The sequence below is a fragment of the Streptococcus sp. Z554 genome, assembly GCF_053010305.1.
Genome location: NZ_JBRKNV010000002.1, coordinates 99799 through 113849 on the forward strand (window position 1 = coordinate 99799; position 14051 = coordinate 113849).

Here is a 14051-nt window from a genome sequence, read left to right on the forward strand (position 1 = left end):
TCTCCATTGATGTCATAGGAACTATCCCAACTTTTCGTTTCTGCTTGATGATTTCTAAATGAGAATGGTCATTTATGTTGAGAAATTTCATTCTATTACCGTAAAAATAGACATTCACATACTGAGGTCTATTTTTGTAGCGCAAACGTTTGTGCATTTACTTGCTTTGTGGTAAAATGATTCTCAAATTGTTAAGTATGAGGACTATCTATGAAAAATCAAACCCTAATGCAATATTTTGAGTGGTACCTGCCCCACGATGGACAACACTGGACGCGACTTACAGATGATGCTGAGCACCTTGCAAATCTAGGAATTAGCCATGTCTGGATGCCACCTGCCTTTAAAGCTACCAACGAAAAAGATGTCGGTTATGGTGTCTATGACCTATTTGACCTTGGAGAATTTGACCAAAAAGGAACGGTGCGTACCAAGTATGGTTTCAAAGAAGACTATCTTCAGGCTATTCAAACACTTAAATCACATGGGATTCAACCTATGGCTGATGTCGTCTTAAACCATAAGGCAGCTGCAGACCGTTTAGAATCCTTCCAGGTTATCGAAGTGGATCCTGAAGATCGCACAGTCGAACTTGGAGAGCCTTTTACCATCAATGGTTGGACAAACTTTACTTTTGATGGAAGACAAAACACCTACAATGATTTCCACTGGCACTGGTACCATTTCACTGGAACTGACTATGATGCCAAAAGACGGAAGTCTGGCATCTATCTGATTCAGGGTGATAATAAAGGCTGGGCTCACGAAGAATTAGTGGATAATGAAAATGGTAACTATGACTACCTCATGTATGCCGACTTGGATTTCAAGCATCCAGAAGTGATCCAAAATATTTACGATTGGGCCGACTGGTTTATCGAAACTACCGGCGTTACAGGTTTCCGTTTAGACGCTGTCAAGCATATTGATTCTTTCTTTATGCGTAATTTCATTCGTGACATTAAAGAAAAATATGGACAAGACTTTTATGTCTTTGGAGAATTCTGGAATCCAGATAAGGATGCCAACCTTGACTATCTTGAAAAGATTGAGGAGCGCTTTGACCTTGTCGATGTCCGCCTTCATATGAATCTGTTTGAAGCAGGTCTGGCTGGAGCTGACTATGATTTACGAACCATATTTGATGATAGTTTAGTTCAAGTCAAACCAGATCGAGCTGTAACCTTTGTCGATAACCATGATACTCAACGAGGACAAGCTTTAGAATCTACTGTTGAAGAATGGTTCAAACCAGCAGCCTATGCTCTTATTCTTTTGCGTGAACACGGTCTACCATGTGTCTTTTACGGAGACTATTACGGTATCTCTGGTCAGTATGCCCAAGAAGATTTCAAGGATGTCCTTGACCATTTGCTAACTATCCGAAAAGAGTTGGCTTATGGAGAACAAGATGACTACTTTGATGACCCTAACTGTATTGGTTGGGTCCGTTCAGGTGTAGACAGCCAAGCACCTCTCGCTGTCCTTATCTCAAATGCTCAAGAAAATTCCAAAACCATGTTTGTTGGTCCAGAATGGGCTGACCGAACCTTTGTCGATTTACTTGGTAATCATTCTGAACAAGTAACTATTGATGCTGAAGGATATGGTGATTTCCCAGTTGCTGAACGTTCTGTAAGTGTTTGGGGACTTGCTAATTAAAAATAAAAGAACTTGCCAAGCAGGCAAGTTTTTTTGTTATTCATTATTAGTCTTTCCATAGATCCATAGCATTTTTAAAATCTGATGAAACCTGAACATTTTGAGGGTTTGTTGCCTCTCTCTCTTGACGCTTCGCTTCTACCTGGGCTACACTCCTAATCCCTTCATGACGCCAGTTTCGTAGGATAGCTTGGATATATTTCCAATTTGGTTTTCCATTTAAAACAGCTTCTCGTAAGGCTTCTTTTATCAAATCCGCATTAGTTCCGTCTTCTTTCAAACTCTTTTCCAAATCTTCAATTTCAAATGGGCTCAATAGACGACCTAGCTCCTGTTGGAAAGTATCTACCAAGCTCTTTAAATCATTTGGAGCAGATTGGACCTGGTTTGGAGCTTGTTTTTCAAAAAGTTGGTCTAGGCGCTCCAAGGCAAGAGTTGCATCGAAGATTACTTCTATTTCGCCATTAAGTTCAATGGTTCGGTATTGAAGCAACCCTTTCTCAGTCAATCGTGAAATAGCCTGATTGACTTCAGTGACATTTTTACCGATTTTTTCAGCAATCTGACTTGGAGACAATTCACCTAAAGCCGTTGTATTCTGTAGGTAAAAGAATTGCCAAACCAAGAAATCATCGCTTGACGAGAACAGTTGATTGTAATGTAAGAGCAGGTTACTCGGTAACACTAAGTTTCCTGATTTGAAAGCATCTAAATATGTCATAATTCCTCTTATAAATATCCAAAATGAGACACATCATCTTCCACACTCTTCCACTCAAACGGCGTTTCTTGGTAAACTGCATAATTTACCCAGTTACTGAAAAAGAGAGCTGCAGATGAACTCCACCGCATACATGGGAGTTCATGAATGTCATCGTTTTTGAAATAATTTTCTGGTATATGTGGATCTAAACCAGCATCTAGATCTCTAAAATATTCCTTTGCAAGCGTATCGCGATCATACTCTAAATGCCCGAAGCTATAGACTTCTCTCAAATCTCGACTCGCAAGGATAGAGATTCCCACCTCTTTTCCTGATGCTAAAATCTCTAGATTTGTTTTATTCAGGATATCTTCTTTGTGGACTTCTGTATGGCGAGAATGAGGGGATACATATAAATCATCAAATCCTCTCAATAGGAGATGACCTTCTTTCAAAACATCTTGAGGATAAATCCCAGAAAGCTTCTGGTCCATCTGGTATTTATCTACGCCATAGCGATAGTATAGACCTGCCTGTGCCCCCCAGCAAATATACAGGGTTGAAAAGACATGAGTCTTAGACCAATCGATAACCTTAGTAAATTCCTCCCAATAGTCCACTTCTTCAAAAGGGAGATGTTCAACTGGAGCACCTGTAATAATCAAGCCATCAAAATACTGGTCTTGAACTTCTGAGAAGGTCTTATAAAAAGTCTTCATATGCTCAGAACGAGTTGTTTTCGACTGATGACTTTCCATATATAAAAATTCAATATCTAACTGCAAAGGAGTATTGGCTAAATGGCGTAAAAGCTGAGTTTCTGTAACCATTTTCAGTGGCATCAAGTTTAAAATCAGAATTTTCAGTGGTCGAATATCCTGATGAGCCGCCCTCTGGTCATCCATGACGAAAATATTTTCCGTTCGTAAAATCTCAACTGCTGGTAATTTTTTATCAATTCGAATCGGCATAGAAATCTCCTTACTGTATCATATTGGACTCAAGTAACCTGACTGTCATCAAATGGAATAATCCAGCTGATGACACTTCTTCCCTTTATTATACTGTAAGAAGATATAGTTTTCAATTATAGTTTTTCTCTAACTAGATATAGCCTATTTTTATATCCGATGAAGAGAAAACAGCCCTAGGGACTGTTTTTCATTAATAATGCATCAAAACTTTATAATCGTAATCTCCGATTGCCTCACGACCTTTTAGCTCGTCAAGCTCAATCAAGAAGGCACAACCAGCTACGACACCACCTAATTTTTCAATCATTTCGATAGTCGCCTTAACAGTACCACCTGTTGCCAAGAGGTCATCTACAATTAGAACACGTTGACCTGGTTTGATAGCATCTGCGTGCATAGTCAAAGTATCAACACCATATTCTTTTTCGTAGTCAGCTGAAATCACTTCTCGTGGCAATTTCCCTGGTTTACGTACAGGTGCAAAACCAATTCCCAACTCAAAAGCTACTGGACATCCAACGATAAATCCACGCGCTTCTGGTCCTACGATCATATCGATCTTTTTGTTAGTAGCGTATTGAACAATTTCACGAACAGCGTAGCTGTAGGCATTTCCATCTGCCATCAATGGGCTAATATCACGGAAAGTAATTCCTTCTTGCGGATAATTTTCAATACTTGCAATGTAATCTTTTAAGTTCATAGCGTTTCTTTCTTTTAAAGTTTTTACTCCCTATTATACCATAATTCCTTAAAAAGCAAAATAGAAAGAAGCCTTGACACTTGGTACATGACTTCTCATCCGTTCTTTAACGATGGTTATTTACTAGCTCATTGAAATCATATCTTCTTTTTGGTTGTAGAGCTTTGATTTCCCATGCGATTCTGTTCGATGCGCCACTCTCGCTCAAAGTAAGACATGGTTTCAAAGACTCTCTTTGGCAAGTCAACATCCAGTAAATGAATCGGAATTATCAAGTCGACAGCAGGTTTAGCACTTGAAAATTTACTTCGCAGTCGATTCCATAGAGATTTCGTTTTTACAAGGTCTTTGTCAAAAAAACAAACTTCAATCTGGTAAATATCCCTCGAACTTCTACCACCCTTAATTCTCAACTTTTCTACCTGGCCCCAGGAATAAAACTGCCAGTCTTTCTTTGGATGTGGCTTATAGGAAAAACCTTGAGCTGTACATTTTAAATACTCTTTATCTGATAGAAGAATCTGCATCTGTTCATACAAGAGCCATCCAACAATGATGATTAAGAATAAGACAAAGAGTCTTAGTGCTACTAATTCAATAGCTGCTTCTTTGGGGTTTGTCATCATAAAAAAGAGTATCCAAAGCAAAAAAGCTAACTCTACAAAGCAGAGTACAATAGTCCAAATGATTTTCTTACTGCTCCATTTGATGATTTTCTCTTCCATTAAGCCAACTCACTTAAATATTCATAGCGTTCATATTTTTCCAGCAAGGCTTCATTCTTCTCGTCTAATTCTTTCTGAAGAGTCGCTAGTTTCCCAAAGTCAGAGCCGTTGGCCTGCATTTCTTCTTCAATAGCAGAGATACGATTTTCCAAGGCTTCAATATCGCCTTCAATGCTTGCCCACTCCTGCTTTTCTTGGTAGGTCATGCGTTTCTTTTCTTCACGGACTTTGACCACTTTTTCCTTGTCAGCCTTTTGACTTTGCGTTACTGCTTCTGCTTCAAAAGCTTTTTCATCTAGATAATCTGTATAATGGCCAAAGAAAGGACGGATGGTCCCGTCTTCAAAAGCAAGAATCTTAGTTGCTACCTTATCAAGGAAATAGCGGTCATGACTAACTGTCAAGACTGGTCCTGCAAAACCTTGTAAGAAATTTTCTAGAACTGTTAAGGTCGCAATGTCTAGGTCATTTGTTGGTTCATCCAAGAGAAGCACATTGGGTTTTTCAAGGAGTAATTTGAGGAGGTACAGACGCTTCTTCTCTCCACCTGACAGCTTCTCAATCAAGGTACCGTGCGTTGATCGAGGGAAGAGAAATTGTTCTAGTAACTCAGCAATAGATGTCGTAGAGCCACCGCTAGTCTTAACCTCTTCTGCCACTTCCTGCAGGTAATTGATAACCCGCTTACTTTCATCTAAACCTTCGATTTGTTGAGAGAAATAAGCGATACGTACTGTTTCACCGATGATTACTTGTCCTTCAGTCGGCTCAAGACTACCGGCAATGAGATTGAGGAGGGTTGACTTCCCAACACCATTATCCCCAACGATTCCGATACGATCTTTGGCTTGCACCAAAAGGTTAAACTGTTGCAATATCGGTTTGTCATCATAGGCAAATGAAACATCCTTAAACTCGATGACCTTTTTACCGATACGGCTGGTTTCAAAATTCATGGTCAAGTCTGTCTCAACACTGGTATCTGAAACTTCCTTTTTCAAATCGTGAAAACGATTGATACGAGCCTGTTGCTTAGTTGCACGCGCTTGCGGTTGTCTGCGCATCCAGGCTAATTCCTGCTTATAAAGTTGTTCCTTTTTGTGAAGGAGAGCTGCATCGCGCTCATCCTGCTCAGCTTTGAGGCGAACATAATCTTGATAGTTCCCTTGATACTCTGTTAATCCACCTCTATCCAATTCAAAAATTCGCGTAGAAAGAGCATCCAGGAAATAACGATCGTGGGTGATGAAGAGGACGGTCTTCTTGGAATTCTTCAAGAAAAGTGTTAGCCACTCGATGGTCGCTATATCCAGATGGTTGGTTGGCTCATCAAGAAGCAAGAGATCATGATTTCCTAAAAGCACTTGCGCCAATTGAACCCGTCTACGAAGACCACCCGACAAGGCTCCAACAGGAGTTGATAAGTCCTGAATCCCCAGTTTACTGAGAACGGTCTTGACCTGACTTTCAATTTCCCAAGCCTGGAGAGAATCCATCTCCGCCATGACCCGTTCTAGACGCGCCTGCTTGTCCTCACTGTAGTTGAGCATTAGGAGTTCATACTCACGAATCAGCTGGATTTCTTTCAAATCACTTGATAGGACAGTATCCAAGACAGTCTTGCTATCATCAAAATCCGGATCCTGAGTCAGGTAGCCAATCTTATAATCACTCTTTGCTGAAAAAGGACTAACATCGCCATCAAAACCTGAAACACCTGCAAGCACATCTAAAAGGGTTGTTTTCCCAGTTCCATTGACCCCAATAAGACCGATACGATCTAAGTCATGGATGATAAAGGAAATATCTTTAAAGACTGTCTTGTCACCAACGGATTTGCTTAGTTTTTCAACAATAAAATCGCTCATTTTTTCTCCCTTAGGTAATCATGGATGGCTTGACGGTCATTTTCTAACTCTCCATCGACAATAGCATATTCAATTTTCTCTAAAGCATCTCCCAATTCAGGACCTGGCTGATAGCCATACTCTTTGATGAGAATACCACCATTGATTTGCATCTCTTTCTTATCATGTATGGTCAAGCTCTCGTAGGTTTCTGTGATTGCTTGTGGATTGACTTCCTTCCCTTGAGCTCTGCGAAGATTTTCAGCCTGTAGAAGCAAGTCCAAATCAAAACGGTAACAATCACGCTTACCGAGTCCCCCTTCTTCTCGAAGAGCCAAAATAGACAGCAAATCCTGTACCTGTTTGGCAAATTGGCGTGAAGTCTTCCAATGTTTCAAAAATTGTTGAGCATCTTCGACTTTTAAAACCCATAAAAGTGCTGCCCAAGCTTGTTCAGAAGATTCAAAAGTAAAATCATTTTCTAAATCAAACAATCTTTGGAGTTTTTCCCGACTATTTGCCATATCGGGAAGATAATTATAAGCTTGGCTCTCAATCATAGAAGATAAACCTACTCGCCAATGAGGAGCTAGTAGAAGCTTATCAAACTCGACAAAGGTGCGCTCCACAGAGATTTTTTCTAAAAGTGGCGTTAAGGTCCTCATGGCTTTAAAGGTTGCTGATTCAAGTTCAAAACCTAGACTGGCTTGGAAACGAAAGCCACGCATGATGCGGAGAGCATCTTCGTTGAAACGCTCACTGGCAACTCCAACTGCTCGCAAAACTTGATTTTCTAGATCTTTGAGCCCGTCAAATAAATCAACGATTTCCCCTGTCTCGTCTAAAGCAAAGGCATTGACTGTAAAATCACGACGTTTGAGATCTTCTTTCAGAGAACGCACAAAAGAAACCGCGCTTGGTCTACGATAATCTACATAGACATCTTCCGTCCGAAAAGTGGTTACTTCGTACTCTTCATCTCCATCTAAAACTAAGACGGTTCCATGCTCAATGCCAATATCGGCTGTTCGGGGGAAAATCTGCTTAGTTTCTTCAGGATAAGAAGAAGTCGCGATATCCACATCATGGATGGGGCGATTGAGAAGGGCATCCCTAACAGAGCCCCCCACAAAATAAGCCTCAAATCCTGCTTCTTTAATTTTTTCTAATACTGGTAAAGCCTTCTGAAATTCAGAAGGCATTTTTGTTAATCTCATAATAAGTGTTCTAATCCATAGACAAGCTCATGACGCTTGACAACTTCTTTGATTCCCAAATTCACTCCTGTCATGAAAGAGCTACGATCATAGGAGTCATGACGCAGGGTCAATCCTTCTCCCTGATTTCCAAAAATGACTTCCTGATGGGCTACCAATCCTGGTAAACGAACCGAATGGATACGCATGCCATCAAAGTTGGCACCACGTGCACCAGCAATGAGTTCTTCCTCATCACTAGCCCCTTGTTGAATAGACTCACGAACTTGTGCCATCAACTCAGCTGTTTTAATAGCTGTTCCACTTGGAGCATCCTTTTTCTTGTCATGGTGAAGCTCAATAATCTCCACATTTGGAAAGTATTTAGCTGCTTGTGCCGCAAATTGCATGAGTAAGACTGCACCCAAGGCAAAGTTAGGAGCAATTAAGCCACCCAAGTTTTTGGAACGAGACAATTCTTTTAATTCTTCGATTTCCTGACTGGTAAAGCCTGTTGTTCCAACTACTGGAGCAAAGCCATTTTCAAGAGCAAAACGTGTATTTTCATAGGCAACAGCTGGTGTTGTAAAGTCCACCCAAACATCTGCCTCAAAACCTGCCAAGTCATTCTTATCATTGAATACTGGAATTCCTTGCCAGTCAGATGCAGACTCAAAAGGATCCAAAACGGCTACTAGTTTCAATTCAGGATCAGACAAAACCATCTGACAAGCTGCTTGGCCCATTCTCCCCTTAAAACCAGCAATAATCACTCGAATACTCATCTCTACTCCTGTCTAAGATACAAAGCCTGTAAGAACAATCTAGACGATTGGTGTATAACCTATAGCAATACTTCCTTCGCCTAGGTGAGTTCCAATAACACTACCGAAGGTTGCAATTGAAATATCTGTAGCTACACCACCATCTATCAAAAGCTGGCGCAAATCTGCTGCTTTTTGAGGGGCATTCCCATGAATCACTGTAATCCGGTAGTTACCGTTACTGGTTGCTTCTTTGACAATTTCAACCAGACGTTTTGTTGCTTTCTTCTCTGTACGGACCTTCTCATAAACTTCGATAACACCTTGGTCATTGAAATATAAGATTGGTTTAATACTAAGAAGGTTTCCTAAAATAGCTGCGCCATTTGATAAACGACCACCCTTCACCAGATGATCAAGATCATCCACCATGATAAAGGCAGAAGTATGTTCAATCTGTTCAGTTACCTTCTCTAAGATAGACTCGAAGTCATCTCCTTGCTCAACCCACTGGAAAACACTTTCCACCATAAAACCTAGTGGAGCACTTGTGATTCGAGTATCAGGAAAAGCAATCGTTAATCCTGCGAACTCATCCGTCATATACTGGATATTCTGGTGAAATCCTGAGATCCCAGAAGAAAGGAAGAGTCCCAAAACATGAGTATAGCCTTTTTCTTTCAAGGATGACAAAATTTCATCTAACTTAGCAATACTTGGCTGACTTGTTTTCGGTAGTTCAGCTGAACGAGCCATTTTTTCATAAAATTCTTGAGCGGTTAGATTTACACCTTCAACATACTCCTGTCCATCGATATTCACAGGAATGTCTAGCACAAATAAATCTTCTTTCCGCAAGGTTTCCGCTTGTAGAAAAGCAGATGAGTCTGTTATGACCGCTAATTTCATTTTTAAAACTCCAAATTAATACCTGGTAAATCTAATGCGATTTCCGTCACTTCGTAAGTCAAACGGTTTAGCATATCCAAAGAAGGACGAGCAAGTGTCTCAACTTCTTCTTGACTAAAATCACTTGGTTGATCTACGATACGACCTTCAACGTGGTTGACTTGAGAGATGGTTCCACTGATAACAAATTTATCAAAGACAATCATAAAGCTCAAAACAACTACGAGAGAGGTCACTTGATTTTCTTGGTCGTGTTGTAATAGTTGAAAATTCACATCGACTTTTGTTTCAGGAATTCCGTTCTCATTTTCCCATTCAAAGTTACGTGCATCAAAGTGATACTGACTAACAAATTCTTGTTCACGTTTTAAATTCATCATATTCTCCATGGTTACAATTTACTTTGATATTGTAACATATTTTCTTATTTTCTGCTAACTTTCCTAAATACCAATCTCTGCTTTCACAACTTCAGCAATAGTATCCACATAATAGTCTACTTCTTCAGTTGTTGGTGCTTCGGCCATGACACGCAAGAGTGGTTCTGTTCCACTTGGGCGAACGAGAATGCGACCGTTACCAGCCATCTCTTCTTCCATCTTATCGATAATTGCCTTGATAGCTGGCACTTCCATAGCTTTTTCTTTCATGGCATTTTCCACACGGATATTGACCAATTTTTGAGGATAAATCGTTACCTCTGAAGCCAACTGAGACAAGCTCTTACCTGATTCTTGCATAATCTTCGTCAATTGAACTGCTGACAACTGACCATCACCAGTTGTGTTATAGTCCATCAAAATAACATGACCTGATTGTTCTCCGCCTAGATTGTAGCCAGATTTTCTCATTTCTTCAACTACATAGCGGTCTCCAACAGCAGTGATTGCTTTATTGATTCCTTCACGGTCCAAGGCTTTATGGAAACCAAGGTTGGACATAACTGTTGTCACAATCGTATTTTGAGCCAATTGACCTTTCTCAGAAAGGTATTTCCCGATGATATACATAATCTTGTCACCATCGACAATTTCACCATTTTCATCAACAGCAATCAAACGGTCGCTATCACCATCAAAGGCCAAACCAATAGCTGATCCGCTTTCTTTCACAAGTTCTTGCAAGGATTCTGGATGAGTTGAACCAACGTTCAAGTTGATGTTCAGTCCATCTGGAGTTTCTCCGATAACCGTTAATTGAGCACCCAAATCTGCAAAAATTTGTCGAGCACTTGTTGATGCAGCGCCATTTGCAGTATCCAATGCTACCTTCATTCCTTCAAGAGCTGTTCCAGTTGAAACAAGATAAGCTTCATACTTGCGCAACCCTTCTGGATAATCAACTACAGTCCCTAAACCTTCAGCGCTTGGACGTGGAAGAGTATCTTCACTCGCATCAAGCAAGGCTTCGATTTCAGCTTCCTTGTCATCGTCAAGTTTAAAGCCATCACCACCAAAGAATTTAATTCCGTTATCAAGAGCTGGGTTGTGACTAGCTGAGATCATGACACCGGCACTTGCTCCCTCAGTTTTAACCAAGTATGCTACTGCTGGTGTTGCAAGAACACCAAGCTTATAAACGTGAATTCCAACTGAAAGAAGACCTGCAATGAGAGCTGATTCTAACATTTGACCTGAAATACGTGTATCACGTCCTACGAAAACTTTAGGCGCTTCTGTCGCATGTTGACTGAGGACATATCCTCCGAAACGTCCCAATTTAAAGGCCAATTCTGGCGTTAATTCTACGTTTGCTTCTCCGCGGACTCCATCCGTTCCAAAATATTTACCCATTTTAACATTCCTTTTCTAGTTTTTTTAAATTTAAGATTCTGGCTTCGTCTCTGCTGATGTCGTTGAAGAGTTTTCAGTAGACGAAGTATTACTTGTTGTAGTTGTGCCACTTGTTGTTCTGACAGTTTTGGTTGAGACTTTCATAGTCGTTTCAAAAGGTGTGATAACTGTTGGTAAGACAGATCCATTTTTATCCACAGCTTGCAAGGGAACGGATCCAGAATAGTTTCCTGAAATCTGTTCACTCGTTGGTAAAACTGCTACAATTCTATCAATCTTAGATAAAGTATCTGCGTCACTGGTCACTGAAACTTTCTCATCAGAAACAGTAACACGTTCGATGATAATACGCTCATCAATTTGACTAGAATCGATTTGAGGAACCACTGGTACATTATCCCTAGTGACCTTCTTACCAATTTTGACTGTGATTTTTTGTGGTGCTGCAACAGCTGTCAAACCACTTGGAAGATTTTCAATGTTCAAAGGAACTTCAATCGTTCCTTCTGTAGCTTGCGTCAAATCAGCAGTCACTTTAAATTTACGAGTGCTCTCCTGCATCTCACTAGCCAAGGTGACCCGATTTGAACCCGTCAAAAACACCGTTACTTCTGAGCTAAAGCCACTAATAAAATATCGTTCACTATCATACTGAATATCAATCGGTACATTAACGACCGTATTGGTATAGGTTTCAGTTCTAGTTTGTCTGGCATTTGTATTGTTTTGATAATTGATTGATGTTGCATAGATAAATAGGATACATGCAAAGAGGAGTGAGGAGATGATATAAAGACTATTTCTTTTCATTTTTCCACCCTCCTAATAGGCGCTCTTTAAAGCTTGGCTCTTGTACATCCTTAGGTATCAATATACGACGTAATTCTTCCTCGAATTCTTCCAAACTTAAATCATGTTTGAAGACACCGTTGTAGGTGATAGAAATACCACCGGTTTCTTCTGATACAACAAAAGTAAGGGCATCTGAAACTTCGGATAAACCAATGGCTGCACGGTGACGAGTTCCGAACTCTTTAGAAATACCTGTATTTTCAGTCAATGGTAGATAGGCAGAGGTTACTGCAATTCTTTCTCCACTGATAATGACTGCACCATCATGGAGTGGAGTATTAGGGATAAAGATATTAATCAATAACTCAGCGGAGATCTTCGCATCCAAAGGAATTCCGGTAACGATATACTCCTGCAAGGTTCTTACACGTTCAACCGCAACCAGGACTCCAATTTTCCGCGGACTCATATACTCAACCGATTTGACAAAAGCCTGAACCATCTGTTCTTCTGAACTCATAGGAGTATTTGAAAAAAAGTCCGTAGCTCGACCTAATCGTTCCAAGCCTGTCCGAATTTCTGGAGAAAAGATAACAACCGCTGCAATAACTCCATAGGTAATCAATTGATTAATCAACCAGGAAATAGTCGTCAAGCCCAAAAAATTAGCCGCAATCTGAGCTAAGATAAAAACTAAAACGCCTCGAACCAGGATCATAATCTTGGTTCCTGCAATTGATTTTGTAAATTGATATAAGATATAAGCAACGATTAGAATATCAATCACATTTATCGCAATACTCCAAGGACTGGAAAATAAACTAGACCAGTATTGAAGATTAGATAATTGCTGAAAATTCATCCTATGTCCCCTCTCCAAAAATGCTTCTCTTCATTATACCATTTTTAATAGAAATTTTCTCCCCCCTACCTCATTTTAAATTAGTAGAAAATATGATAGAATAAAATGATAAACATGAAATAAGGAGAAACCATGTCTGAACTATATGATATTACCATCGTAGGAGGTGGCCCAGTTGGTCTTTTCGCAGCCTTTTATGCAAATTTACGTCAAGCTAAAGTACAAATCATTGACTCTCTTCCTCAATTAGGTGGCCAACCTGCCATCCTTTATCCTGAGAAACAAATTCTTGATGTTCCAGGTTTCCCGAATCTCACTGGTGAAGAACTAACAAATCGCTTGTTGGAACAATTAAAAGGATTTGATACACCAGCACACCTCAATGAAACTGTTCTTGAAATTGAAAAAGAAAATGATGTTTTTAAGATTACAACTACTAAAGGCACTCATAGTAGCAAAGCTGTCATTATCGCTATGGGTGGAGGAGCTTTTAAACCACGTCCACTTGAATTAGATGGTGTTGACGGTTATGAAAATATCCATTATCACGTTTCTAATATTCAACAATATGCTGGCAAGAAAGTAACCATCTTGGGTGGTGGAGACTCTGCTGTGGACTGGGCCCTAGCTTTTGAAAAGATTGCTCCTACTACTCTGGTTCACCGTCGAGACAACTTCCGTGCCCTCGAGCATAGTGTACAAGCTCTTCAAGAATCATCTGTGACTATCAAAACACCATTTGTGCCAAGTCAACTTCTTGGAGATGGTCGAACTCTTGACAAACTTGAAATCACAAAAGTTAAATCCGATGAGACCGAAAGCCTTGAACTGGACCACCTCTTTGTCAACTATGGCTTCAAATCATCAGTTGGTAATCTTAAAAATTGGGGATTAGAACTAAATCGTCATAAGATTATCGTCAATAGTAAGCAAGAATCAAGCCAGGCTGGAATTTACGCTATCGGCGACTGCTGCTACTACGAAGGTAAGATTGACCTGATTGCGACAGGTCTTGGCGAAGCACCTACTGCTGTCAACAATGCCATTAACTACATTGACCCTCAACAAAAAGTACAACCAAAACACTCTACAAGTCTATAAGAAAAAAACCACGAATCCTA

The 14051-nt window shown here is 40.1% G+C and carries 14 protein-coding genes; 2 read left to right on the top strand and 12 right to left on the bottom strand.

The genetic code is table 11. From position 1 onward, the window contains the following. The first annotated feature begins 210 nt into the window (after positions 1-210). Positions 211-1662: an alpha-amylase gene (locus tag ACVC7R_RS02895; protein ID WP_447263458.1), complete on the top strand. Its 1452-nt coding sequence runs from the start codon at positions 211-213 to the stop codon at positions 1660-1662. Positions 1663-1708: 46 nt separating this feature from the next. Here ACVC7R_RS02895 and ACVC7R_RS02900 read toward each other — a convergent pair whose 3' ends face one another. From ACVC7R_RS02900 to cdaA, 12 genes are all read right to left on the bottom strand, one after another. Beyond that, complete coding sequence (locus ACVC7R_RS02900; RefSeq protein WP_447263459.1) at positions 1709-2383, bottom strand: DnaD domain-containing protein; 675 nt, start codon at positions 2381-2383, stop codon at positions 1709-1711. Between the two features lie 8 nt (positions 2384-2391). Next, the gene (gene metA / locus ACVC7R_RS02905) at positions 2392-3336 is read right to left on the bottom strand and encodes a homoserine O-acetyltransferase MetA (protein WP_036757166.1); all 945 of its coding nucleotides are present in this window, start codon (positions 3334-3336) and stop codon (positions 2392-2394) included. 193 nt (positions 3337-3529) lie between these two features. Further along, complete coding sequence (locus tag ACVC7R_RS02910; protein WP_006148048.1) at positions 3530-4042, bottom strand: adenine phosphoribosyltransferase; 513 nt, start codon at positions 4040-4042, stop codon at positions 3530-3532. 137 nt (positions 4043-4179) lie between these two features. Beyond that, positions 4180-4767, bottom strand: a complete 588-nt coding sequence (locus ACVC7R_RS02915) for a hypothetical protein (RefSeq protein WP_447263460.1) — start codon at positions 4765-4767, stop codon at positions 4180-4182. Further along, a complete protein-coding gene (locus ACVC7R_RS02920) occupies positions 4767-6635 on the bottom strand; it encodes an ABC-F family ATP-binding cassette domain-containing protein (protein ID WP_447263461.1) in 1869 nt (622 codons plus the stop codon). Before ACVC7R_RS02920 ends, ACVC7R_RS02915 begins: the two co-directional genes overlap by 1 nt. Continuing rightward, positions 6632-7831, bottom strand: a complete 1200-nt coding sequence (locus ACVC7R_RS02925; RefSeq protein ID WP_447263462.1) for a CCA tRNA nucleotidyltransferase — start codon at positions 7829-7831, stop codon at positions 6632-6634. Before ACVC7R_RS02925 ends, ACVC7R_RS02920 begins: the two co-directional genes overlap by 4 nt. Continuing rightward, complete coding sequence (dapB, locus tag ACVC7R_RS02930) at positions 7828-8595, bottom strand: 4-hydroxy-tetrahydrodipicolinate reductase (protein WP_447263463.1); 768 nt, start codon at positions 8593-8595, stop codon at positions 7828-7830. Before dapB ends, ACVC7R_RS02925 begins: the two co-directional genes overlap by 4 nt. Before the next feature lie 39 nt (positions 8596-8634). Next, positions 8635-9483: a DegV family protein gene (locus ACVC7R_RS02935; RefSeq protein WP_447263464.1), complete on the bottom strand. Its 849-nt coding sequence runs from the start codon at positions 9481-9483 to the stop codon at positions 8635-8637. A 2-nt stretch (positions 9484-9485) separates the two neighbouring features. Beyond that, a complete protein-coding gene (locus ACVC7R_RS02940) occupies positions 9486-9860 on the bottom strand; it encodes a DUF1149 family protein (RefSeq protein WP_004252208.1) in 375 nt (124 codons plus the stop codon). A 66-nt stretch (positions 9861-9926) separates the two neighbouring features. Beyond that, complete coding sequence (glmM, locus tag ACVC7R_RS02945) at positions 9927-11276, bottom strand: phosphoglucosamine mutase (protein ID WP_447263465.1); 1350 nt, start codon at positions 11274-11276, stop codon at positions 9927-9929. Between the two features lie 30 nt (positions 11277-11306). Next, positions 11307-12086, bottom strand: a complete 780-nt coding sequence (locus ACVC7R_RS02950; protein ID WP_447263466.1) for a CdaR family protein — start codon at positions 12084-12086, stop codon at positions 11307-11309. Continuing rightward, entirely contained in the window at positions 12073-12930 is an 858-nt protein-coding gene (cdaA, locus tag ACVC7R_RS02955; protein ID WP_447263467.1) for a diadenylate cyclase CdaA, read from the bottom strand. The genes ACVC7R_RS02950 and cdaA overlap by 14 nt, the downstream gene beginning before the upstream one ends. A gap of 132 nt (positions 12931-13062) precedes the next feature. Here cdaA and ACVC7R_RS02960 point away from each other — a divergent pair, with 132 nt between their 5' ends. Next, positions 13063-14031: an NAD(P)/FAD-dependent oxidoreductase gene (locus tag ACVC7R_RS02960; protein WP_447263468.1), complete on the top strand. Its 969-nt coding sequence runs from the start codon at positions 13063-13065 to the stop codon at positions 14029-14031. The last annotated feature ends 20 nt before the right edge of the window (positions 14032-14051 follow it).

Excerpts from the sequence above, each read along its gene's own strand:
- ACVC7R_RS02895 (WP_447263458.1), top strand. The coding sequence starts at position 211 with ATGAAAAATCAAACCCTAATGCAATATTTTGAGTGGTACCTGCCCCAC.
- ACVC7R_RS02900 (WP_447263459.1), bottom strand. The coding sequence starts at position 2,383 with ATGACATATTTAGATGCTTTCAAATCAGGAAACTTAGTGTTACCGAGT.
- metA (WP_036757166.1), bottom strand. The coding sequence starts at position 3,336 with ATGCCGATTCGAATTGATAAAAAATTACCAGCAGTTGAGATTTTACGA.
- ACVC7R_RS02910 (WP_006148048.1), bottom strand. The coding sequence starts at position 4,042 with ATGAACTTAAAAGATTACATTGCAAGTATTGAAAATTATCCGCAAGAA.
- ACVC7R_RS02915 (WP_447263460.1), bottom strand. The coding sequence starts at position 4,767 with ATGGAAGAGAAAATCATCAAATGGAGCAGTAAGAAAATCATTTGGACT.
- ACVC7R_RS02920 (WP_447263461.1), bottom strand. The coding sequence starts at position 6,635 with ATGAGCGATTTTATTGTTGAAAAACTAAGCAAATCCGTTGGTGACAAG.
- ACVC7R_RS02925 (WP_447263462.1), bottom strand. The coding sequence starts at position 7,831 with ATGAGATTAACAAAAATGCCTTCTGAATTTCAGAAGGCTTTACCAGTA.
- dapB (WP_447263463.1), bottom strand. The coding sequence starts at position 8,595 with ATGAGTATTCGAGTGATTATTGCTGGTTTTAAGGGGAGAATGGGCCAA.
- ACVC7R_RS02935 (WP_447263464.1), bottom strand. The coding sequence starts at position 9,483 with ATGAAATTAGCGGTCATAACAGACTCATCTGCTTTTCTACAAGCGGAA.
- ACVC7R_RS02940 (WP_004252208.1), bottom strand. The coding sequence starts at position 9,860 with ATGAATTTAAAACGTGAACAAGAATTTGTTAGTCAGTATCACTTTGAT.
- glmM (WP_447263465.1), bottom strand. The coding sequence starts at position 11,276 with ATGGGTAAATATTTTGGAACGGATGGAGTCCGCGGAGAAGCAAACGTA.
- ACVC7R_RS02950 (WP_447263466.1), bottom strand. The coding sequence starts at position 12,086 with ATGAAAAGAAATAGTCTTTATATCATCTCCTCACTCCTCTTTGCATGT.
- cdaA (WP_447263467.1), bottom strand. The coding sequence starts at position 12,930 with ATGAATTTTCAGCAATTATCTAATCTTCAATACTGGTCTAGTTTATTT.
- ACVC7R_RS02960 (WP_447263468.1), top strand. The coding sequence starts at position 13,063 with ATGTCTGAACTATATGATATTACCATCGTAGGAGGTGGCCCAGTTGGT.